Genomic DNA, 21,604 nt, shown 5'->3' with positions numbered 1-21,604 from the left:
CAACTCGCATCATATCGCCGCCACCTGCGAAATTGCCTCCTTTCTCAGGATCGCCAACCATTCGCCCACCCAGCCTGGCTCTGGATGTGACACTCCACCAAAACAACAAGAGAAAGACCTCTCATGCTCGATCTTCTCAACGACCTCATCTGGAGCAAACTGCTCATCGTCATGCTGGTAGGCCTCGGCCTGTATTTCAGCGTGCGCTCGCGCTTCGTGCAGTTCCGCTATTTCGGCAACATGTTCAGCATCTTCGCCGAAGCCTTCCAACGCAAACCTGGCCAACTCAGCTCGTTCCAGGCCCTGATGCTCTCGGTCGCCGGCCGCGTAGGCGCGGGTAACATCGCGGGCGTCGCCGTCGCCATCATGCTCGGCGGTCCGGGCGCCGTGTTCTGGATGTGGATGGTGGCCCTGCTGGGCATGGCCACCAGCTACTTCGAGTGCTCCCTGGCCCAGCTCTTCAAGCGTCGCGAGGAAGACGGCACCTACCGCGGCGGCCCGGCGTTCTATATCCTGCACGGCCTTGGCCTGCGCTGGCTGGCGGTCGTTTTCTCGATCCTGCTGCTGGTGACCTTCGGCTTCGGCTTCAATGCCCTGCAGTCCTACACGGTCGCCACCTCGCTGCACGACACCTTCGGCCTGCCGACCCACATCAGCGGCATCGCTCTGGTCGGCGTCATCGGCCTGATCATCTTCGGCGGCATCAAGCGCATCGCCAAGTTCGCCGACGTGCTGGTACCGATCATGGCCTTCAGCTACATCGGCATGGCGCTGGTGGTGATCGGCATGAACATCGACGCGGTACCGGCGACGCTGGCGCTGATCGTCAAGAGTGCATTCGGCCTGGAGCCTGCCTTTGCTGGCGGCATCGGCGCCGCGATCATCATGGGTGTCAAGCGCGGCCTGTTTTCCAACGAGGCCGGCCTGGGCAGCGCACCTAACGTGGCTGCTGTCGCCGAGGTCAAGCACCCGGCCGCCCAAGGCATCGTGCAGTCGCTGAGCGTGTTCATCGATACCCTGCTGGTGTGCACCAGCACCGCGCTGATCATCCTCCTCTCCGGTGTCTACCAGCCTGGCGGCGAGATGGCTGGCGTGGTCCTGACCCAGACCGCCCTGGCGGCCGTCGTCGGCGAATGGGGCCGCGTGTTCGTCAGCCTGGCGCTGCTGCTGTTCGTCTTCACCACCCTGATCTACAACTACTACCTTGGCGAGAACGCCCTGAGCTTCTTCAGCACCAAGCGTTCGCTGTTGCAGGTCTACCGTGTGCTGGTGATCGTCCTGGTCCTGTGGGGCTCCATGCAGGACCTGGGCACCGTATTCGCCTTCGCCGACGTCACCATGGGCTTGCTGGCCATCGTCAACCTGATCGCCCTGGCCCTGCTGTTCAAGGTCGGCCTGCGGATCATGAAAGACTATGACGAGCAGTCCCGCGCCGGTATCAAGCAACCGGTGTTCGACGCCTCCAAGTTCGCCGACCTGGAACTGGACCGCGCCGCCTGGCCAACGGTCGCTCCCGCCGACGGCGCTCAGCCGAACAACGCGCCGGACATGGTGACGACTCAGCGCTGAGTCCCTCACCGATCGGGCGGCACCGCTGCGTGCCGCCCGGATTCGACGCCACAAGGACGTCCACCGTCTCGCGCTGCCTGTATCCGATAGTGCTCGTCACACCCTCGTGGCGGGCCTTTCAGGCGTCGCGAACAGATGTATCCTGCGCCTTTCCATAACCATACTTCCAATAAGGAAAAAGGCATGTCCGCTGTGCAAAAAACACTCGTCCTCTACACCGGCGGCACCATCGGCATGCAGATGAGCGCTGCCGGCCTGGCCCCGGCCTCCGGCTTCGAGGCACGCCTGCGGGCACAACAGTCAGCCCAGTCCGAACAGGTGCCCGAGTGGACCTTCCGCGAACTGCTGCCGCCGATCGACAGCGCCAACATGAGCCAGGCCAACTGGCTGGCCATGGTCGACGTGATCCGCGCCGGCGTCGAGCAGGAGGGCTGCGACGCCGTGCTGGTCCTGCACGGCACCGACACCCTGGCCTACAGCGCCGCGGCCCTGAGCTTTTTGCTGCTCGGCTTGCCGGTGCCGGTCATCCTCACCGGCTCGATGCTGCCGGCCGGTGCCGAGGGCAGCGATGCCTGGGGCAACCTATTCGGCGCCATGCAGGCGCTGTACACCGGCGTCGCGCCGGGCGTGCACCTGTACTTCAACGGCACCCTCATGCACGGTGCCCGCGTCAGCAAACTGCGCAGCGATGCCTTCGATGCGTTCCACGTACTGCCGCGCCAGCGCCAGGGCGAACGCGCCGGCAGCATGCCGAGCGCCATCGACTACCGCCAGCCACGCCAAGCCGTGAACCTCGCGGTGCTGCCGCTCTACCCCGGCATCCAGGCCGCCCATGTCCGGGCACTGCTGGACAGCGGCGTGCGCGGCCTGCTGCTCGAATGCTACGGCAGCGGCACCGGCCCGTCGGACAATGCCGAGCTGCTCGGCGTACTGAAAGACGCACACGCACGTGGCGTGGTGCTGGCCGCCATCAGCCAGTGCCCCCATGGGCATGTGGAGTTCGGTGTGTACGCCGCTGGCAGTCAGCTCGCCAGTGCCGGCCTGGTGTCGGCCGGTGGCATGACCCGGGAAGCCGCCCTGGGCAAACTCTTCGCCCTGCTCGGCGCCGGCCTGCAGCAAGCGGAAGTCGAGCGCTGGTTCGCCCTGGACCTGTGTGGCGAGCGCGCCGATTAGTCACTTGCAGTCTGGCAGCAAGCGTTTCAGGATGACCCGTCGCCATCCAAGGAGGTCACTCCGATGCCCGTTCGCATTCCCGTCGAAATCCGCCCTGTCAGCGCCGCCGATCACGCGGTCTGGCTGCCGCTCTGGCAGGGCTACCAACGCTTCTACATGACCGAAATCCCGGCCGAGACCAGCGAGGTCACCTGGCAGCGCTTCCTCGACCCGCAAGAGCCGATGTTCGCCGCCCTGGCCTGGCATGAAGACCAGGCCATCGGCCTGGTGCACTGGCTGTACCACCGCTCCACCTGGACCGTCGGCGACTACTGCTACCTGCAGGACCTGTTCATCGGCAAGGACGTGCGCAGCAGCGGCATCGGCCGCCAGTTGATCGAACACGTCTACACCCAGGCCCAGGCCGCCGGCTGCTCCCGCGTGCACTGGCTGACCCACGAAACCAACAGCAAGGCCATGCTGCTGTACGAACGCATCGCCCAACGCTCGGGCTTCGTTCAGTTTCGCAAGCTGTTCTAGGAAATGCCCGACGCCCTTACGGTGAAGAGGGCCCTCATCTTCCCTATGACCCACACGCCGTTCTGCCAAACATTAAGGACGGCGGAGGTCCCAATGGATCGCCAGCAGTGGCTCAATGGATCGCTTGGCTGTCGACTCAAGGCCGACGAGCGATGAAGTCGATTTCCACCAGAGCGTGGCGGGCCAGGCCGGTGGTGCCGATGCAGGTGCGCGCCGGGCGTTTGCCTTCCGGGAAGTAGCTGGCGTAGATCGCGTTGAACGCCTCGTAGTCACCGTAGAAGTCGGTGAGAAAAGCCCGCGCCGACACCACGTTTTCCAGTCCCAGGCCCAGCCCTTTCAAGACCACCAGCAGGTTGTCGAAGGTCTTGTGGGTCTGCGCCTCGATGCCCTCGGGCAGCGGCGCCGATTCGTTGCCCGGGTCGATGGGCAGCTGGCCGGTGACGAACACCCAGCCATCGGCTTCGCAGGCGTGGGAAAACGGCGCGACCGGCGCAGGGGCACCGGCGAACATGTGGTACTCGGGCATCGACATAAGCACTCCGGATCAGGGGTAAGGAAATGGGCTCCGGCACCAGCGCCGGTCCCCGACCATACCCCATCACTCAGAACACCGACCAGCCAATCCGCTGGCTGAGCAATTCCAGCGCGGCCATGCCGGCCAGGGAGTTGCCGGCGGCGTTCAGCTCCGGCGACCACACGCACACGCTGAACTGCCCGGGCACCACGGCGACGATACCGCCGCCCACGCCACTCTTGCCCGGCAGGCCGACGCGGTAGGCGAAGTTGCCGGCTTCGTCGTACAGCCCGCTGGTGGCCATGATCGCGTTGACCTGCTTGGCCTGGCGCGCACTGAGGACGTGCTCGCCACTGTGCTGGCAATAGCCGTCGCGGGCCAGGAAGCTGAAGGCGCGCGCCAGGTCGACGCAGTTCATGCGCAGCGCACAGTGGCTGAAGTAACTGCGCAGCACCGCCTCGACATCGTTGTGGAAGTTGCCGAAGGCCTGCATCAGGTAGGCCATGGCCGCGTTGCGCGCCCGGTGCTGGTACTCCGACTCGGCGACCTTGGTGTCGATGGCGATCTCCGGGTTGCCGGACAGCCGCCGCACGAAGTCGCGCATGGACAGCGGCGGCGCGGCGAAGCGCGACTGGTTGATATCGCAGATCACCAGGGCGCCGGCGTTGATGAACGGGTTGCGCGGCCGGCCGCGCTCGAATTCCAGCTGCACCAGCGAATTGAACGGCTGGCCGGAGGGCTCGTGGCCCAGGCGCTCCCAGATGCCCTCGCCGGAATGGTTGATCGCCTGCACCAGGCTGAACACCTTGGAGATGCTCTGCACGGAAAACGGGGTGTAGGCGTCGCCGGCGCAGAACACCTCGCCGTCATTGCCGTAGACGGCGATCGCCAGCTGGTTGGCCGGGACATCGGCCAGTGCCGGGATGTAACTGGCGACCTTGCCCTGGCCGATCAGGGGCCGGACTTCTTCGAGGATTTCGTTCAACAGACTCTGCATGCCGAGACTCACCGTGTGCGCGAACGCTGCGCTCTGCAGGGCTAGACGCTCAGCCCGCTGCAACCATCACACGCCCTGGCGCCAGGCGCCCCGCAAGGCCGCCAGGGCGGTCTCGATCTGGGGCTCGTCGACCCCGGCAAAACCCAGTACCAGACCCGCGCGCGGTGCCTGCTCGACAACCGGCGCCTGCCAGAAATCACTCAGCCCGCTGACTTCCACGCCGACGGCAGCGGCCTGGCGCATCAGCACCTGCTCCCGCGCCGGGCTTTCCAGGGGCATGCACACGTGCAGCCCGGCTTGCACCTCGGGCAGTGCGCCCGCCAGGTCCGCCGGCCATCCGGCGAGCAAGGCATCGCGCCTGAACCTCGCCGCGCGGCGCATACGCCGGATGTGCCGCTGGAAATGGCCCTGGGCGATGAAGTCGGCCAGCACCATCTGGCTGCCGATATCGGAATGGCGCATGCCCAGTGCCCGCAATTGCGCCAGGGGCTTGACCAGTACCGGCGGCACCACCAGGTAGCCAAGACGCAGCGCCGGGAAGATCACCTTGGAAAAGGTGCCGACATACAGCACCCGCCCCTGCTGATCCAGGGATGCCAACGGTGCCAGCGGCGAGCCGCTGTAGCGGTACTCGCCGTCGTAATCGTCCTCGATGATCCAGGCCTCGCGACGGCTCGCCCAGTCCAGCAGCTCCAGGCGGCGCGCCAGGGATAGGGTGACGCCGGTGGGGTACTGGTGCGAGGGCGTGACATAGGCCAGCCGGCAATCGCTCAGGGATTCCAGCCGGGCGGTGTCCATGCCGTCCTCGTCCACCTCGACACCGCACAGGCGCGCACCGGCCACGGCAAAGGCCTGGGCCGCGGCTCGGTAGCAGGGGCTTTCCAGCGCCACGCCATCCCCGGACTGCACCAGCAGTTGGGTGCACAGGCTGATCGCTTGCTGCGCACCGCTGGTGATCACCACCTGCTCCGGCGTGCAGCGCAACCCCCGGCTGTTGCGCAGGTAGGCGGCGATCAGTTCGCGCAGGCGCGGTTCGCCGGCCGGATTGCCGTAGCCGAGCTGCTGAGCGTTGGCCGAGCGCCAGAACTGCGCCTGCAGCCGTGCCCAGATGTCGAAGGGGAACAGGTCCATGGCCGGCAGGCCCAGGCGAAACGCCAGCGGCGGACCCTCGCGTGGCGTACCAGGACCATACAGGCTCAGACGCTGGCGAAGCGGTTCGGGAATCGGTACCGGCACCCGCTCCGGGCTGGCCGGTACGCCCTCGCCCAACGCCGCCACGTAGGTGCCATCACCAATGCGACCATCGATGAAGCCCTCGGCATACAGCTGGTCATAGGCGCGTACCACGGTATTGCGCGACACCCCCAGCGCTCGGGCCAGGTCTCGGCTGGCGGGCAGACGCATGCGACTGGCCATACGGCCGTCCAGAATGCGCTCGCGCAACGCCTGGTAGAGCTGCTGGGCCAGGCCCTTGCGCGGGTCGAGGCGGATGCCGGCCGGCTCCAGGGACAAGGTCGGTTTGAGGGTCATGGCGTAGCGCCCGAGGCTGAATTGGCTCCTTCAAAATAACCCGTAATGGCTCTTACACAGAACCATTTCCACACCTAGCATGGATGAATCCCACCGGAGAAACGCCGTGTACTCACCAGCCGCCTTTCGGGTCGACGACCTCGAGCAGATTCAGACCCAGATTGACAGCAGCCCGCTGGCGATCCTCGTCACCCAGGACGAACAGGGCCTGCAGGCCAGTCACCTGCCGCTGCTGCTGGACCGCCAGGCCAGTCCCCAGGGCACGCTGTTCGGCCATTTCGCCCGGGCCAACAGCCACTGGAAAAGCCTGGCCAACGGCGCCGAGGTGCTGGTGATCTTCCCGGGGGCCTCGGCCTACGTCAGCCCAGGCTACTACCCGAGCAAGGCCGAGGACCACAAGGCGGTGCCGACCTGGAACTACGTGGCGGTGCACGCCTACGGCCAGGCCGAGGTGTTCGATGAGCCGCAGCGTCTGCGCGACCTGGTCGGCCGCCTCAGCCAGCACCACGAACAGGGCCGTGCCCAGCCCTGGTCCGTGGACGAGGCCCCGGCCGAGTACATCGACGCCATGCTGCGCGCCGTCGTCGGTTTTGCCCTGCCGATCGCGCGCCTGGAGGGCAAATGGAAGCTCAGCCAGAACCATGCACCGCGCAACCGCGAGGGTGTTCGTGAAGGTCTGGCGGCCAGCCACGCGCCGAATGAACAGGCGATGGCCGAGTTGATGAACAGCCTGCGCTGACTCCGAGCAGCCCTCAACTACAGGAGCCCGACATGCCCCACGAACCGCCTCTCCGCTGGCAAACTTCCGCCGCCCCCGGCCGTGACACCCTGCACGGCCAGTACATGCGCCTGGAGGCGCTCGATCCGGCGCGCCATGGCGATGATCTCTGGGTCGCCCTGCAGGGCCCCGGCAGCGATCCGGCGCTCTGGGATTACATGGCCTACGGCCCGTTCGCCGAGCGCAGCACCTTCGATGCCTGGCTCGCCAGCTGCGCAGCCACCGACAACCCGTTGTTCTTTGCCGTGATCGACCAGGCCAGCGGTCAGGCCCAGGGTTTGCTCAGCTACCTGAATATCGTGCCGGCCCACGGCAGCACCGAGATCGGCAACATCTGCTACGGCCGGGTGATGCAACGCAGCGTGCAGGCCAGCGAAGCGATCTACCTGCTCGCCGACCACGCCTTCCGCCTTGGTTACCGCCGTCTGGAGTGGAAGTGCAACGCGCAGAACGCCCGCTCGCGGCGCGCGGCCGAGCGCTTCGGCTTCACCTACGAGGGCCTGTTCCGCCAGCACATGGTGATCAAGGACCGCAACCGCGACACCGCCTGGTTCGCCCTGCTCGACAGCGAATGGCCGCTTTACCGGGGCGCCTTCGAGCGCTGGCTGGCGCCGTCGAACTTCGATGCGCAAGGCCGGCAACGGCAGACCCTGGAGCAACTGCGCGCCCCATAAAAAAGGGGAGCCTTGCGGCTCCCCAGGGGACTTGCTCGTTGCTGGCGGCTGCATGCCCGGCATGCAGCCGCCCGGTCGTCACTCGATCTCGATCAGCACTTCGCCCGGATTCACCCGGTCGCCCTTGGCCACGTGTACCGTCTTCACGGTACCGGCGATCGGTGCCTGAACTTCGGTTTCCATCTTCATCGCCTCGGTGATCAGCACGGCCTGGCCGGCTTTCACGGTGTCGCCCTCTTTCACCAGCACATCGACGATGTTGCCCGGCATGCTGGTGCTGACGTCACCCGGTGCGCTGGCCGACTTGCGCTTGCCACCGCCGGCGCCCGCGACGTAGTCGTTGAGGGCCTCGAACACCACCTCTTCCGGCATACCATCGACGGACAGGTAGAAATGGCGCTTGCCGTCGCCCTTGACGCCGACACCGGTGATGTCCACGCGGTAGCTCTCGCCGTGCACATCGACCACGAACTCGGTCGGCACGCCTTCACCACCAGCCGCGGCCACACCGCCTGCTTCAGGGATCGGCAGCAGCACTTCCGGGGTAAGCGTGCCGGCCTTGCGCTCCTCGAGGAACTTGCGGCCAATGTCCGGGAACATGGCGTAGGTCAGCACGTCTTCTTCGGAGGTCGCCAGGGCGCCGATTTCCTCACGCAGCTTGGCCATTTCCGGCTTGAGCAGGTCCGCCGGACGCACGTCGATGACTTCTTCGCTGCCGATAGCCTGCTTGCGCAGGGATTCGTTGATCTTGCCCGGCGCCAGGCCGTAGCGGCCCTGCAGGTAGAGCTTCACCTCGTTGGTGATGGTCTTGTAGCGCTCGCCGGCCAGCACGTTGAACACCGCCTGGGTACCGACGATCTGCGAGGTCGGGGTCACCAGCGGCGGGAAACCGAGGTCTTCGCGCACTTTCGGAATCTCGGCGAACACGTCGTTGATGCGGTTCAGCGCGCCCTGCTCTTTCAGCTGGTTGGCCAGGTTGGACATCATGCCGCCCGGCACCTGGTTGACCTGCACGCGGGTGTCCACGGCGGTGAATTCGCTTTCGAACTGGTGGTACTTCTTGCGCACAGCATGGAAGTACATGCCGATTTCCTGCAGCAGGGCCAGATCCAGGCCGGTGTCGAACTCGCTGCCCTTGAGCGCGGCGACCATCGACTCGGTGCCCGGGTGGCTGGTGCCCCAGGCCATGCTGGAGATGGCGGTGTCGATGTGGTCGGCACCGGCCTCGATGGCCTTGAGCTGGCACATCGAGCCCATGCCGGCGGTGTCATGGCTGTGGATAAACACCGGCAAGTCGATTTCGTCCTTCAGCGCACGCACCAGTTCGGCGGTGGCGTAGGGGGTCAGCAGACCGGCCATGTCCTTGATCGCGATGGAGTCGATGCCCATGGCCTGCATGGCCTTGCCTTGGGCAACGAACGCCTTGACCGTGTGCACCGGGCTAGTGGTGTAGGCGATGGTGCCCTGGGCGTGCTTGCCCGAGGCCTTCACGGCTTCGATGGCCACGCGCAGGTTACGCACGTCGTTCATGGCGTCGAAAATGCGGAACACATCGATGCCGTTGCCCGCCGCCTTGGCGACGAAGGCACGCACCACGTCGTCGCTGTAGTGGCGGTAGCCGAGCAGGTTCTGTCCGCGCAGCAGCATCTGCAGGCGGGTGTTGGGCAGGGCCTTGCGCAGTTCGCGCAGGCGCGTCCACGGGTCTTCCTTGAGGAAGCGCACGCAGGCGTCGAAAGTGGCGCCGCCCCAGACTTCCAGCGACCAGTAGCCGACCTTGTCGAGCTTCTCGCAGATCGGCAGCATGTCGTCCAGGCGCATGCGGGTGGCCAGCAGCGACTGGTGGGCATCGCGCAGGATGGTATCGGTGACGGTGATTTTCTTTGACATTGTTCGATTCCTCACAGGCCGGCGTGGGCGGCGATGGCGGTGGCGATGGCCAGTGCCAGGTGCGATGGGTTGCGCTTGATCGAGTACTGGGTCAGTTCCGGGTGGCTCTCGACGAAGCTGGTATTGAACTGGCCGCTGCGGAACTCGGGGTTGCGCAGGATTTCCTGGTAGTAGGCGGCGGTGGTCTTAACCCCTTGCACGCGCATGTCGTCCAGTGCCCGCAGGCCGCGGTCCATGGCTTCTTCCCAGGTCAGCGCCCAGACGATCAGCTTCAGGCACATCGAGTCGTAGTAAGGCGGAATGGTGTAGCCGGTGTAGATCGCCGTGTCGGTGCGCACGCCGGGGCCGCCGGGCGCGTAGTAACGGGTGATCTTGCCGAAGCTGGGCAGGAAGTTGTTCTTCGGGTCTTCGGCGTTGATGCGGAACTGCAGGGCGAAACCCCGGTACTGGATGTCTTCCTGCTTGATCGACAGCGGCAGGCCGCTAGCGATGCGGATCTGCTCGCGGACCACGTCGATGCCGGTGATTTCTTCGGTGATGGTGTGTTCCACCTGCACCCGGGTGTTCATCTCCATGAAGTACACCTCGCCCTCGGCGAGCAGGAACTCCACGGTGCCGGCGTTCTCGTAACCCACGGCCTGGGCGGCGCGCACCGCCAGGTCGCCGATGTAGGCACGCTGCTCGGGGGTCAGTTGGGGGCTGGGGGCGATTTCGATGAGCTTCTGGTTGCGGCGCTGGATCGAGCAATCACGCTCGTACAGGTGCACGGTGTTGCCGAAGCTGTCCGCGAGGATCTGCGCCTCGATGTGCTTCGGGTTGACGATGCATTTTTCCAGGAACACTTCGGCCGAACCGAAGGCCTTGGTGGCCTCGGAGATCACCCGGGGGAACGCCTGCTCCAGCTCCTCGCGGCTGTTGCAGCGGCGAATACCGCGACCGCCGCCGCCGGAGGTGGCCTTGAGCATCACCGGGTAGCCGATGCGGTCACCTTCGGTGAGGGCCTCGGCAATGTCCGCCACGTTGCCTTCGGTGCCGGGGGTCACCGGCACGCCGGCCTTGATCATGCTGCGACGGGCTTCGGTCTTGTCACCCATGCGGCGAATCACTTCCGCGCTCGGGCCGATGAACTTGATCCCGCGTTCGGCGCAGATCTCCGCCAATTCGGCGTTTTCCGACAGGAAACCGTAGCCGGGGTGCAGGGCGTCACAGCCCGTTTCCACCGCCAGGTGCACCAGTTTGCGCGGGTTCAGGTAGCCGGCCAGCGGGTCGGCGCCTATGCCATGTGCCTCGTCCGCCCGCTTGACGTGCAGCGCGTGGCGGTCGGCATCGGAGTAGATCGCCACCGAGCGGATGCCCATTTCGGCGCAAGCGCGCACGATGCGGACGGCAATCTCGCCACGGTTGGCAATCAGGATTTTCTTGATCACGGGTGCTGTCCTCGGCCCAGTAAACAGACTGACGACCATTGGCCAGCGAGAACAGAGCAGGTACTGGTCTCGCAAGGCGGTCGGCGTGTGACCGCTACGCATGTAGTGGTCGCGTAATCACCCTACGCCGGACAACGAATTACCCAAAATCAATAATTATTTGATTGGCTATAAGTCAAAGCTTATGCATGCTGGCATAACCGGTCCTTGAGCCGGTCTCGATTTTTCCGCGATACGAGGTCTCAATGCGTAAGTCATTGATGCGCATGACGTTGCGTCAACTCCAGGTGTTCCGCTCGGTGTGCCAGCAGCGCTCCTACAGCCGCGCTGCCGAAGAGATGGCCCTGACCCAGCCGGCGGTCAGCCTGCAGATTCGCCAGCTGGAAGAGCTGCTCGGCCAGCCACTGTTCGACTACGTGGGCAAGAAGCTGTACCTGACCGAAGCGGCTGAAGCGCTGCAGCGGGCCAGCGCGGATATCTTCGGCCGCCTGGAAAGCCTCGACATGCAGCTGGCGGACCTGCAAGGGTCGCTGCAGGGGCAACTGAGCTTGGCGGTGGAATCCAGCGCAAAGTACTTCGTTCCCCACCTGTTCGCCGCTTTTCGCCGCGAATACCCGGAAGTCAGCCTGCAACTGGTGGTGGTCAATCATGCCCAGGCGGTCAAACGCCTGAGCGCCAACCGCGACGACCTGCTGATCATGTCCCTGGTGCCCTCGGAGCTGTCCCTGGAGTTTCTGCCGTTCCTGAACAACCCGATCATCGCCGTCGCCCCGCCCGACCACCCGCTGTGCCAGCAGGAGCAACTGACCTTGCAGGACCTCACCGCCTGGCCGCTGCTGGTGCGCGAACAGGGCTCCGGCACCCGCCGGGCCTGCGAGGAGTACTGCCACCAGAAACGCGCGCATTTCGCCCAGACTCTGGAAGTGGGCTCGATGGAGGGGCAGTGCGAAGGGGTGATCGCCGGCCTGGGTCTGGCCCTGCTGCCACGCCACGCCGTACGCCGCGAGCTGGAATGCGGCGTGCTGCGCGAGCTGCCGGTGGCCGAGCTGCCGCTGCTGCGCAGTTGGTGCGTGGTGCACCCGCGGGGCAAATACCTGTCGCCGGTGGCCCAGGCGTTCTTCGCTTTCGTGCGCAGCCAGCGTAGCCAGATCAGCACCCTGGCGGAGCGGTTCTAGCTCCCTGCTCACGCCATCGCCCATGTAGGAGCGGATTTATCCGCGAGCTTTTCAATCGCCCCTAATCCTGCGCCGGGGGGCACAAACCGCCGAGCTCGCGGGCAATCGGATTGCCGCCCAGCCGCTCCTACAAAATGGCGTTCCTGTCGGTGACTTAGAAATTGCGCCCCAGGTTCAGGTACAGCGCCTTTTCATCCTCGTCGTTGACGCCGTAGCTGAAGTTCAGCGGGCCCAGCGGGGTGTCGTAGCCGAGGAAGATGCTGGCCGCGTTGATGTAGCCGCTGTCGAAGGTGTTGTCGTTGTTCCAGGCCCGCCCGCGCTCCAGCGACGCGCCGAGATACAGAGGGAAATCCAGCGGCAGGAACGAGCGCTGGGTCAGGCGCCGCATGTACACCAGGCGCCCGAGGCTGATGTTCTGCCCGGACAGTGCATCCTGACGGAAGCCGGACAGCTGCCGCGCGCCACCAAGCAGGTAGCTGGAAGTCACCACTTCGGCGTCATCCAGGGTGCGCCCGTAGCGCCCGCCGATGACCCAGGTGTTGGCGTCGTGGCTGAACGCCTTGTCGAGGTTGATGTGCCACTGCCGGTAGCGCTCGTCCGAGCCGAGGCCCGGTTCGTACTGGCGCAGCGTCAGGCTGATGTCTTCGCCTTCGTGGGGGAAGTTGACCTCGTCCAGGGTATCGAAGGCGTACTGCACCTCATAGAAGCCCTCGCTGAAACTGAAGCTCGGCAGGTCGCGCTCGCCGACCCGTACTTCCGCATCGCCCCAGGCCTGACCGACGCCGAAACGCAGCTCGCCGTTGTTGGCGATCTGCCGGCCCAGGCTGAAACCGTAGCCGTAACGCTGCAGGCGGTATTCGGCGATGGGGTCGTTATCTAGGATCGATTCGACGTTCTGCGCCTCGGCCAGCAGGCTGGGGGCGATGAACCAGCGCGAGCCGGCGTCCAGCGGCTGGTAGAACTCGCTGTAGAGCTCCTGCCGATCGCCCAGCTGCAGGCGGGTCAGCCACTCCGCGCCAAGGCGGTTGATACCGTTCTTGCGGTAGCTGGCGCCGAGGTTGAAGGCGCTGTCGCCGCGGAAGTCATCGGACAGGTTCAGGCCCAGGCGCAGGTAGTCGGTCCCGGAGCGTTTTTCCCGGGCATTAATCACCAGGGTATTGCCCGCCTCGCCATGCTCCACCCGGTACTGCACCTGTTCGAAATAATCCAGGCCGTAGAGCGTGCCCATGTCCTTTTGCAGGCGATCCATGTCCAGTGGCTCGCCAAGGGGCTGGCGGATGTAGCGACGGATTACTTCGTCGCCGATCTTGGAGTCATTTTCCACATCGATCGCCGTGATCAACGGCGCCCGCTGCTCCAGCGAGCGCGCCAGGGCCAGCGCGGGATTGCCGCCGCTGCTGACACGCAGTTCGGCCAGGCGTCCATCCAGGGCCTTGGCCGCGCGGTAGCCAGCGTCGATCAGCTGTTCGGCGCGCCCGAAATCGGTGACCCCGTAGGCCGCCAGCGGCGGCTGCACCAGCAGGTCCTCCGGCCGCAGGGTGGCCAACTGGGCCTCGGAGTTGCGGCGGGTCATCATGGTGATCGACTGGTTGAGCACATCGACCACCGTGAGCAGCTCCGTGCGCGGTTTCAGCGGGGTGCCGATGTCGACCACGATCACCCGGTCGACGCCCATGTCGCGGGCCACGCCGATGGGGATGTTGTCGACCATGCCGCCATCGACCAGCAGCCGCCCGTCCACCTCCACCGGGGCGAACACCGCCGGAATCGACATGCTGGCGCGGATCGCCTGGGGCAGGTGCCCGCTGCGGAACACCACCTTCTCGTCGTTGGCGATGTCAGTGGCCACGGCACGGAACGGGATCGGCAGGCGGTCGAAGTCACGGGTGTCGCTGCTGCGCACCAGCAGACGCTCCAGCAGCAGCGCCAGGTTCTGGCCCTGGATCACGCCCAGCGGCAGCCCCAGGCTGCCGTCGTCACGGAAACTCAGGCGTTGCTTGATCAGGAAATCGCGGTCGTCCTGCTTGCGCCGGAACGGCACGTCGGCCCGTGGCGGGTCGTCGGAAAGCACCTGGCGCCAATCCAGGGTCAGCGCCAGCTCTTCCAGCTCGGCGACCGAATAGCCGGACGCATAGAGCCCGCCAATCACGGCGCCCATGCTGGTGCCGGCGATGGCGTGAACCTGCACGCCCTGCTCTTCCAAGGCCTTGAGCACACCGATATGCGCCAGGCCACGGGCCGCGCCGCCGGACAGCACCAGGCCAACCTTCGGCTGGGCCTGCTGGGCGAGGCCGACAAGGGGAAACAGCAGACACAGCAGGCAGAGCAGACGACGCATGGCACATCCCTGGCGGATAGGAGCGGGAAAGGCGGCCATTATAGGCCGCCTCCGTCCTTTCAACCCCTGGGTATGCGCACCCTGTTACAGACTCATCGACGCGGCCGGACCGCTCACAGAACGGCCCGGCCGGTGCTCACGCCGTGATCTGCGCCGGGAACGGCAGCTTGCGCAGGCGAACACCGGTGGCCGCGAACAGCGCGTTGGCCACCGCCGGCGCCAGCGGCGGGACACCGGGCTCACCGACGCCGGTCGGGTTTTCCCCGGACGGCTGGATGTGCACCTCGACCTTCGGCATTTCGTTGATGCGCAGCACCTGGAAGTCATGGAAGTTCGATTGCTCGACCCGCCCTTCCTTCAGGGTGATGGCGCCATGCCGTGCCGCCGCCAGGGCAAAGCCGATGCCGCCCTCCATCTGCGCATGGATCACATCCGGGTTGATGGCGATGCCGCAATCCACCGCGCACACCACGCGGTCGACCCGGTAACTGCCATCGGCCTTTACCGTGACCTCGGCGACCTGCGCCACGAACGAGCCGAACGACTCGTGCACGGCGATGCCGCGACCGCGTTTCTCGCCGTTGGCCCCCGGCGCCAGGGGCTTGTCCCAGCCCGCTCGTTCGGCGGCCAGTTTCAGCACACCACGGTGACGCGGGTGTTTTTCCAACAAGCTGTCGCGGAAGGTGTACGGGTCCTTGCCGGCGGCCACTGCGGCTTCGTCGATCATGGTTTCGGCGACGTAGCCGGTGTGGGTATGCCCCACCGAGCGCCACCACAGCACGGGCACCTGAATATTGGTCGGCGTGCTCAATTCCACCTGCAAGTTGGGCACCGCGTAGGACAGGTTGGACACCCCCTCCACCGAGGTGTGGTCGATGCCGCCCTTGACCATGACGGGCTCCATCGAGGTACCGACCATGATCGACTGGCCGACCAGGCGGTTGTGCCAGGCCTGCAGCGTGCCAGCTTCATCCAGGCCGATCCGCACACGGTGCACGAACATCGGCCGGTAGTAACCGCCCCGCGTATCGTCCTCGCGGGTCCAGACCATCTTCACCGGCACGTCGTGACCCTTCGCCCGGGCCGCCCGGGTGATCGCGACCGCTTCCACCAGGTAGTCGGAGCGAGAGCCGGCGCGACGGCCGAAGCTGCCACCGGCGTACAGCTGGGTCAGGGACACCTTCTCCGGCGGCAGGCCCAGGTAGCCACCGATAATGGCCTGGTCCACGGTCTGGAACTGCTCGCCGTTCCAGATTTCGCAGCGGTCATCGGAGAGCTTCACCAGGCAGTTCATCGGCTCCATCGCCGCGTGCGCCAGGTAGGGGAACTCATACTCCGCCTCGACGGTTTTCGCCGCCGCGGCCAGTGCCGCCTCTGCATCACCGGTGCGCGTCGCCGGAATGCCGGGCTGGCTGGCGCTTTCTCGGTATTGGGCAAGGATTTCCTCGCTGCCGAGGGTGAACGCCTTGCTTTCGTCCCAGTCGATCACCAGCGCATCGCGGCCCTGACGGGCGGCCCAGGTATTCTTTGCCAGCACCGCGACACCCGCGCGGCCATGGGGCAGGTCGCGGAATTCCACCACCTCGACCACGTCGCGCACGGCCTTGGCCTTGCTGCTGTCCACGGAACGCGGCACGCCACCGAAGCGCGGCGGGTAGGCGACCACGGCCACCAGCATGCCGGGCAGCTTGAAGTCCTGGGTGAAGATCGCGCTGCCGTCGGTCTTGTCACGGCTGTCCTTGCGGCGCAGCTCGACCTTGCCGATCAGCTTGAAATCTTTCGGGTCCTTGAGCTGTACCTGCTGCGGCACGGGCAGTTGCGCAGCGGCCTCGACCAGCTCGCCGAAGCCGGCCTTGCGCCCCGAGGCGGCATGGCTGACCACGCCCTCGCTGACGCTGATTTCGCTGGCCGGCACGCCCCAGCGCTGGGCGGCCGCGCCCACCAGCATGGCCCGGGCGCTGGCGCCGGCATTGCGCATCTGCTCCCAGGAGTTGGCCATGGCGGTGCTGCCACCGGTGCCCTGCATCGGGCCGAAGGCGTTGTTGTTGTACTGCTTGACGTCGGCCGGCGCGCCTTCGACGCGCACCTTGTCCCAGTCGGCGTCCAGTTCTTCGGCGAGCAACGTGGCCAGGCCGGTGTAACTGCCCTGCCCCATTTCCAGGTGCTTGGCCAGGACAGTTACCATGCCGTCGCCGTCGATGCGCACGAAGGCGTTGGGGCCGAACGGCTGGCTGGCGGTCGCCGCCAGCGCTTCGCCGCCACGCATCAGCGGTGCCAGGAAAAAGCCCAGGGCCAGGCCACTGCTGCCCTTCAGGAAGCCACGACGGCTGACGTTGAGGATGCCTGCGCCGAGGGTCTCGGCGGATTCGATCTTGCCCATGGTGTCGATTCCCTCAGGCCAGCTGGCTGGCAGCATCGTGGATGGCTGCCCGGATGCGCACGTAGGTGGCGCAGCGACAGATGTTGCCGCCCATGGCCGCGTCGATGTCGGCGTCGGTCGGGGCCTTGTTGCTGCTAAGCAGCGCCGTGGCGGCCATGATCTGGCCGGACTGGCAGTAGCCACACTGCACCACGTCGAGCCGACGCCAGGCCTCCTGAACCACCTTGCCCACGGCCTGTTCGCCCACCGCCTCGATGGTGGTGATCGGCTTGCCGACCACCGCCGAAACCGGCGTGATGCAGGAGCGGGTCGGCTGCCCGTCGACGGTGACCGTGCACGCGCCGCACAGCGCCATGCCACAGCCGTATTTGGTACCGGTCAGATTGGCGACATCGCGCAGGGCCCAGAGCAGCGGCATATCGTCAGCCACGTCGAGCTCATGGTCCTTGCCATTGAGGTTGAGGGTAATCATGGTCTGCCCACCTTGTTTCAGGATGGTGTTCTGGTATCCGGCACGGTGACCGGCGCTTCACGGTTTTCCCTCCCACACGGTGCAGTGCTGCTCAACCGGGAGGCTGGGCACGGGACAGGCGCGCGAGGGTGCAGCCAGCAATGTAGAGGGCGCCCTGGGGTCTGTCACCGGGCGGCAGACGGACAAACAGAATCGGGCAATGAATCGACAGGATCGTGCAAGCCCAGCGGCGTGGATGCGAATCGCTCGCGGTGACAGGCTGGTGCGCGACCTGGCCAGGGCATCACCCATGCCCCGGCAGATGCCGCACCAGCCCCGGGCCGGGGATCAGGCAACGCGGCGCTGCGGCGCCTGTTCGGCCCCTCGCTGGCTGGCAGCGATCAGATCGGGGTAATCGGCCAGCTCGTGCTGCAACTGACGTTGCTCGGCGTAACTCTCGATGGCGCGTCGATAGGCCATGCGGCGCTGATCGAGCAATTTGCGGCGGGCTTTGGCATCGGTGTTGACGTGCGACAGTGATTCATCCGAGTAGTGAGGCATGTTCTGACTCCCAGGCTGAACAACGGGAGTAACAGCTTCAGCCAGCCGCATGACGCTTTGACGGCACGGGGATGAAAAACCGGTGACAGGGTGCGAACGGTCGGGCGGTGCCAGCAGATTGATCGCGCCCTGCCTTACCGCCCTTTCAGCCTTGCCCCTACTCCTCCGTATTGCGGAGGGACTTGGGCGACAGGCGCAGGCTGCGCAAGCTGCGTTTGACGCTCTTCAGGTGGTTGACCAGGCTCGGGCCACGGGCCATCGCCACGCCCATGGCGAGCACGTCGATCACCACCAGGTGGGCGATCCGCGAGGTCAGCGGGGTGTAGATTTCGGTGTCTTCCTGCACGTCGATGGCCAGGTTGACCGTGGCCAGGTCGGCCAGCGGCGTCTGGCTCGGGCACAGGGTGATCAGGGTGGCGCCGGCTTCGCGCACCAGGTTGGCGGTGATCAGCAGGTCCTTGGAACGGCCGGACTGGGAAATGCAGATCGCCACGTCGCTCGGACGCAGGGTCACCGCCGACATGGCCTGCATGTGCGGGTCGGAGTAGGCCGCGGCGGTCAGCAGCAGGCGGAAGAACTTGTGCTGGGCGTCCGCCGCCACGGCACCGGAGGCGCCGAACCCATAGAACTCCACTCGCTGGGCATGGGCACAGGCCGCAATCGCCTGCTGCAACGCCAGGGGGTCGAGCTTCTCGCGCACTTCCATCAGGGTGTGCAGGGTGGTGTCGAAGATTTTCAGGCTGAAATCGGCCACCGAATCGTCTTCATGGATCGCGAACTGGCCGAAGCTGGCACCGGCCGCCAGGCTCTGCGCGAGCTTCAGCTTGAGGTCCTGGAAGCCGCTGCAGCCGATGGCCCGGCAGAAGCGCACGATGGTCGGTTCACTGATGCCGACGCTGTGGGCCAGCTCGGCCATGGAGCTGTGCATCACCGCAGCCGGGTCCAGCAGCACATGGTCGGCCACCTTGAGTTCCGACTTGCGAAGTAAATGACGCGACTGGGCAATGTGCTGCAACAAATTCACGGAGATAGGCTCGGCTGAAAAAAGTATCGAATCCGCTTGCGGGCCCTCATCCGAGTGAGGTCTCGGTTATGATCGGGGGCACGCCGGGCTGTAGTGACCTTGTAGTTATACTACATGGCCGAGCCCCTCGCACGGTTAAACCGAGTCGGAGTTCCTGCTTTGAGCATTCCTTGCGACATGCTGGTGTTTGGCGGCACAGGCGATCTGGCCTTGCACAAACTGCTCCCAGCGCTCTACCACCTGCACCGCGACGGTCGCCTGCACCCCGACATGCGCATCATCGCCCTCGCCCGCAGCCCCCATACCCGCAACGCCTACCAGGCACTGGCCGAACGCCGCTGCCGGGCGCAGGTCGCCCGCAGCGACTTCGACAACGAGACCTGGGAGCGCTTCGCCGCGCGCCTCGACTACTTCGCCATGGACGCCGGGCAGAGCGCCGACTTCGGCCGCCTGGCCCGGCACCTGGGCACCCACGACGAGCGGGTGCGGGTCTATTACCTGGCCACCGCCCCGGACCTGTTCGAAGACATCGCCTCGCACCTGAACGTCGCCCGCCTGGCTGGCCCGAAGGCGCGCATCGTACTGGAGAAGCCGATTGGGCATTCCCTGGAATCCGCCCGGGCGATCAACGCCGCTATCGGTGCGGTATTCGACGAGTCGCGGGTGTTTCGCATCGACCACTACCTGGGCAAGGAAACCGTGCAGAACCTGATGGCCCTGCGCTTCGCCAACGCGCTGTTCGAGCCGATCTGGCGCACCGGGCACATCGACCACGTGCAGATCAGCGTCTGCGAAACCCTGGGCGTGGAAAACCGCGGCGCCTACTATGACAACGCCGGCGCCATGCGCGACATGGTGCAGAACCACCTGCTGCAACTGCTCTGCCTGGTGGGCATGGAAGCGCCGGTGCGCTTCGACGCCGAGGCCGTGCGCAACGAGAAGGTGAAGATTCTCCAGGCCCTCAAGCCCATCTCCGGGCTCGATGTGCAGGACAAGACCGTGCGCGGCCAGTACACCGCCGGCAAGATCGGCGGCCAGGAAGTGCCGGCCTATTACTTCGAGAAGAATGTCGACAACGACAGTGACACCGAAACCTTCGTCGCCATCCAGGTGGAAATCGACAACTGGCGCTGGGCCGGCGTGCCGTTCTACCTGCGCACCGGCAAACGCCTGGCGAAGAAAACCTCGGAAATCCTCATCCAGTTCAAACCGGTGCCGCACCGCTTGTTCGGCGACGGCGAGGCCAACGCCCTGTTGATCCGCCTGCAACCCGAGGAACGCATCAGCCTGCAGTTGATGGCCAAGAACCCGGGCAAGGGCATGCGCCTGGAGCCGGTGGAACTCGACCTCAACCTGGCCACGGCCTTCAACAAACAGCGTCGCTGGGATGCCTATGAGCGCTTGCTGCTCGACGTGATCGAAGGCGACTCGACCCTGTTCATGCGGCGCGACGAAGTCGAGGCCGCCTGGCAGTGGGTCGACCCGATCCTGCAAGGCTGGCACCAGCACTACCAGAGCCCGCGCCCCTACGCCGCCGGCAGCAATGGCCCGGAACAGGCGGAAATCCTTCTCGAGCAGCATCGCCGCCACTGGCACGACGTGCCGGACAGCGAGTGACGGCGTTATCCACAGAGGAGGTGCGCAACTTGTTGCACATGCCTTTGTGGGTAACTCTGTGGATAAGCTGACTCACACCACGCCGGCTATGAACCTCCAGCGGATATGCAATTTCTTGCGCAGACATGCGCAAGAAATTACGCACTTTTATGTGATGCCTGCACGTTCTGACCGAGCCCGCGCCGACTAAATAACCTATATATCTGATAAATAAAGGATTTTTATAGATGGCATGCTAATCGCTATAACCCTGGCTCCGGATCACATCCGATCCATGACCCAGGCAAGGAGAGCACTCATGCCAACACCCGCGTATCTGTCCCTCGAAGGCACCAAACAAGGTCTGATCACCGCTGGCACCTTCACCGAGGACTCGGTCGGCAACATCTTCCAGGAAGGTCATGAAGACCAGATTCTGGTTCAAGCCTTCAACCATCAGGTCATCATCCCGCGTGATCCGCAATCCGGCCAACCGACTGGCCAGCGCGTTCACAAGCCGCTGATGATCACCAAGGTCTTCGACAAGTCCTCGCCGCTGATCTTCAACTCCCTGACCTCCGGTGAGCGTCTGAGCAAGTGCCGTCTGGAGTGGTACCGCACCTCCTCCACCGGTACCCAGGAGCACTACTTCACCATCGAACTGGAAGACGCCGTGATCGTCGACGTGCAGTCGCGCATGCCGAACTGCCAGGACCCGAACATGTCGCACTTCACTCACCTGGAAGACGTCTACTTCACCTACCGCAAAATCGTCTGGACCCACGAAGTCTCCGGTACTTCCGGCTCCGACGACTGGCGTACCCCGATCTCCGCCTAATTACTGGCTGAGTTCGTGTGAAGTCACAGCGGCCAGGCATCGTCCTGGCCGCTGCGTTTCGGTAACCGGCGCACCCAACGTGCCGCCCGCTTGCCGAAAACCTCGACCGTTGCCAGCACGCATCGGACGAGTCGGTTACAACCTGGAACGCGCCATGCGCCCATCACGGAATG

General features: G+C 65.3%; 18 protein-coding genes. 8 read left to right on the top strand and 10 right to left on the bottom strand.

The window, feature by feature from the left end; all coding sequences use genetic code 11:
- The first annotated feature begins 123 nt into the window (after nucleotides 1–123).
- From N5C28_RS12805 to N5C28_RS12795, 3 genes are all read left to right on the top strand, one after another.
- Complete coding sequence (locus N5C28_RS12805) at nucleotides 124–1,569, top strand: alanine/glycine:cation symporter family protein (RefSeq protein ID WP_279822752.1); 1,446 nt, start codon at nucleotides 124–126, stop codon at nucleotides 1,567–1,569.
- Nucleotides 1,570–1,752: 183 nt separating this feature from the next.
- Entirely contained in the window at nucleotides 1,753–2,742 is a 990-nt protein-coding gene (locus N5C28_RS12800) for an asparaginase (protein WP_279822751.1), read from the top strand.
- Between the two features lie 63 nt (nucleotides 2,743–2,805).
- A complete protein-coding gene (locus N5C28_RS12795; RefSeq protein ID WP_279822750.1) occupies nucleotides 2,806–3,261 on the top strand; it encodes a GNAT family N-acetyltransferase in 456 nt (151 codons plus the stop codon).
- Nucleotides 3,262–3,397: 136 nt separating this feature from the next.
- Here N5C28_RS12795 and N5C28_RS12790 read toward each other — a convergent pair whose 3' ends face one another.
- The 3 genes from N5C28_RS12790 to N5C28_RS12780 all read right to left on the bottom strand — a co-directional run bounded on the left by N5C28_RS12790 (nucleotide 3,398) and on the right by N5C28_RS12780 (nucleotide 6,302).
- Nucleotides 3,398–3,793 (bottom strand): RidA family protein, encoded by a 396-nt coding sequence (locus N5C28_RS12790; protein ID WP_279822748.1) that lies wholly within the window; start codon nucleotides 3,791–3,793, stop codon nucleotides 3,398–3,400.
- Between the two features lie 70 nt (nucleotides 3,794–3,863).
- The gene (glsB, locus tag N5C28_RS12785; RefSeq protein ID WP_279822747.1) at nucleotides 3,864–4,772 is read right to left on the bottom strand and encodes a glutaminase B; all 909 of its coding nucleotides are present in this window, start codon (nucleotides 4,770–4,772) and stop codon (nucleotides 3,864–3,866) included.
- Nucleotides 4,773–4,838: 66 nt separating this feature from the next.
- The gene (locus N5C28_RS12780; protein WP_279822746.1) at nucleotides 4,839–6,302 is read right to left on the bottom strand and encodes a PLP-dependent aminotransferase family protein; all 1,464 of its coding nucleotides are present in this window, start codon (nucleotides 6,300–6,302) and stop codon (nucleotides 4,839–4,841) included.
- Nucleotides 6,303–6,408: 106 nt separating this feature from the next.
- Here N5C28_RS12780 and N5C28_RS12775 point away from each other — a divergent pair, with 106 nt between their 5' ends.
- Nucleotides 6,409–7,041 carry an FMN-binding negative transcriptional regulator gene (locus N5C28_RS12775; RefSeq protein WP_279822745.1) on the top strand — a complete coding sequence of 211 codons (633 nt, stop codon included), beginning with the start codon at nucleotides 6,409–6,411 and terminating at the stop codon, nucleotides 7,039–7,041.
- A 32-nt stretch (nucleotides 7,042–7,073) separates the two neighbouring features.
- Nucleotides 7,074–7,754 carry a GNAT family protein gene (locus N5C28_RS12770; RefSeq protein ID WP_279822744.1) on the top strand — a complete coding sequence of 227 codons (681 nt, stop codon included), beginning with the start codon at nucleotides 7,074–7,076 and terminating at the stop codon, nucleotides 7,752–7,754.
- A 78-nt stretch (nucleotides 7,755–7,832) separates the two neighbouring features.
- Here N5C28_RS12770 and oadA read toward each other — a convergent pair whose 3' ends face one another.
- A complete protein-coding gene (oadA, locus tag N5C28_RS12765) occupies nucleotides 7,833–9,641 on the bottom strand; it encodes a sodium-extruding oxaloacetate decarboxylase subunit alpha (protein ID WP_279822743.1) in 1,809 nt (602 codons plus the stop codon).
- Nucleotides 9,642–9,652: 11 nt separating this feature from the next.
- Entirely contained in the window at nucleotides 9,653–11,068 is a 1,416-nt protein-coding gene (locus N5C28_RS12760; RefSeq protein ID WP_279822741.1) for an acetyl-CoA carboxylase biotin carboxylase subunit, read from the bottom strand.
- 245 nt (nucleotides 11,069–11,313) lie between these two features.
- Between N5C28_RS12760 and N5C28_RS12755 the strand changes: the two genes are divergently transcribed.
- On the top strand, nucleotides 11,314–12,243 hold the full coding sequence (locus N5C28_RS12755; RefSeq protein ID WP_279822740.1) for a LysR family transcriptional regulator: 930 nt from the start codon (nucleotides 11,314–11,316) through the stop codon (nucleotides 12,241–12,243).
- Nucleotides 12,244–12,397: 154 nt separating this feature from the next.
- Here the strand turns inward: N5C28_RS12755 and N5C28_RS12750 are convergent, their stop codons facing one another.
- The 5 genes from N5C28_RS12750 to hexR form a co-directional block, all read right to left on the bottom strand.
- Nucleotides 12,398–14,581: a patatin-like phospholipase family protein gene (locus tag N5C28_RS12750; RefSeq protein ID WP_279822739.1), complete on the bottom strand. Its 2,184-nt coding sequence runs from the start codon at nucleotides 14,579–14,581 to the stop codon at nucleotides 12,398–12,400.
- 136 nt (nucleotides 14,582–14,717) lie between these two features.
- Entirely contained in the window at nucleotides 14,718–16,961 is a 2,244-nt protein-coding gene (locus tag N5C28_RS12745) for a xanthine dehydrogenase family protein molybdopterin-binding subunit (protein ID WP_279822738.1), read from the bottom strand.
- Nucleotides 16,962–16,974: 13 nt separating this feature from the next.
- Complete coding sequence (locus N5C28_RS12740) at nucleotides 16,975–17,433, bottom strand: 2Fe-2S iron-sulfur cluster-binding protein (RefSeq protein WP_279822737.1); 459 nt, start codon at nucleotides 17,431–17,433, stop codon at nucleotides 16,975–16,977.
- 327 nt (nucleotides 17,434–17,760) lie between these two features.
- Nucleotides 17,761–17,973 (bottom strand): transcriptional regulator, encoded by a 213-nt coding sequence (locus tag N5C28_RS12735; protein ID WP_279822736.1) that lies wholly within the window; start codon nucleotides 17,971–17,973, stop codon nucleotides 17,761–17,763.
- Nucleotides 17,974–18,130: 157 nt separating this feature from the next.
- A complete protein-coding gene (gene hexR, locus N5C28_RS12730) occupies nucleotides 18,131–18,997 on the bottom strand; it encodes a transcriptional regulator HexR (protein WP_279822735.1) in 867 nt (288 codons plus the stop codon).
- A gap of 114 nt (nucleotides 18,998–19,111) precedes the next feature.
- Between hexR and zwf the strand changes: the two genes are divergently transcribed.
- A complete protein-coding gene (zwf, locus tag N5C28_RS12725; protein WP_279822734.1) occupies nucleotides 19,112–20,614 on the top strand; it encodes a glucose-6-phosphate dehydrogenase in 1,503 nt (500 codons plus the stop codon).
- Nucleotides 20,615–20,912: 298 nt separating this feature from the next.
- On the top strand, nucleotides 20,913–21,431 hold the full coding sequence (locus N5C28_RS12720; RefSeq protein ID WP_108490538.1) for an Hcp family type VI secretion system effector: 519 nt from the start codon (nucleotides 20,913–20,915) through the stop codon (nucleotides 21,429–21,431).
- The last annotated feature ends 173 nt before the right edge of the window (nucleotides 21,432–21,604 follow it).

This window comes from Pseudomonas sp. GD03944, from assembly GCF_029839275.1.
Classification (GTDB): Bacteria; Pseudomonadota; Gammaproteobacteria; order Pseudomonadales; family Pseudomonadaceae; genus Aquipseudomonas.
This window is presented reverse-complemented; position numbering and strand designations above follow the sequence as displayed.

What these genes read in the sequence shown, in the direction of transcription:
- N5C28_RS12805 (WP_279822752.1), top strand. Translation starts at nt 124, where the DNA reads ATGCTCGATCTTCTCAACGACCTCATCTGGAGCAAACTGCTCATCGTC.
- N5C28_RS12800 (WP_279822751.1), top strand. Translation starts at nt 1,753, where the DNA reads ATGTCCGCTGTGCAAAAAACACTCGTCCTCTACACCGGCGGCACCATC.
- N5C28_RS12795 (WP_279822750.1), top strand. Translation starts at nt 2,806, where the DNA reads ATGCCCGTTCGCATTCCCGTCGAAATCCGCCCTGTCAGCGCCGCCGAT.
- N5C28_RS12790 (WP_279822748.1), bottom strand. Translation starts at nt 3,793, where the DNA reads ATGTCGATGCCCGAGTACCACATGTTCGCCGGTGCCCCTGCGCCGGTC.
- glsB (WP_279822747.1), bottom strand. Translation starts at nt 4,772, where the DNA reads ATGCAGAGTCTGTTGAACGAAATCCTCGAAGAAGTCCGGCCCCTGATC.
- N5C28_RS12780 (WP_279822746.1), bottom strand. Translation starts at nt 6,302, where the DNA reads ATGACCCTCAAACCGACCTTGTCCCTGGAGCCGGCCGGCATCCGCCTC.
- N5C28_RS12770 (WP_279822744.1), top strand. Translation starts at nt 7,074, where the DNA reads ATGCCCCACGAACCGCCTCTCCGCTGGCAAACTTCCGCCGCCCCCGGC.
- oadA (WP_279822743.1), bottom strand. Translation starts at nt 9,641, where the DNA reads ATGTCAAAGAAAATCACCGTCACCGATACCATCCTGCGCGATGCCCAC.
- N5C28_RS12755 (WP_279822740.1), top strand. Translation starts at nt 11,314, where the DNA reads ATGCGTAAGTCATTGATGCGCATGACGTTGCGTCAACTCCAGGTGTTC.
- N5C28_RS12750 (WP_279822739.1), bottom strand. Translation starts at nt 14,581, where the DNA reads ATGCGTCGTCTGCTCTGCCTGCTGTGTCTGCTGTTTCCCCTTGTCGGC.
- N5C28_RS12745 (WP_279822738.1), bottom strand. Translation starts at nt 16,961, where the DNA reads ATGGGCAAGATCGAATCCGCCGAGACCCTCGGCGCAGGCATCCTCAAC.
- N5C28_RS12740 (WP_279822737.1), bottom strand. Translation starts at nt 17,433, where the DNA reads ATGATTACCCTCAACCTCAATGGCAAGGACCATGAGCTCGACGTGGCT.
- N5C28_RS12735 (WP_279822736.1), bottom strand. Translation starts at nt 17,973, where the DNA reads ATGCCTCACTACTCGGATGAATCACTGTCGCACGTCAACACCGATGCC.
- zwf (WP_279822734.1), top strand. Translation starts at nt 19,112, where the DNA reads ATGGCCGAGCCCCTCGCACGGTTAAACCGAGTCGGAGTTCCTGCTTTG.
- N5C28_RS12720 (WP_108490538.1), top strand. Translation starts at nt 20,913, where the DNA reads ATGCCAACACCCGCGTATCTGTCCCTCGAAGGCACCAAACAAGGTCTG.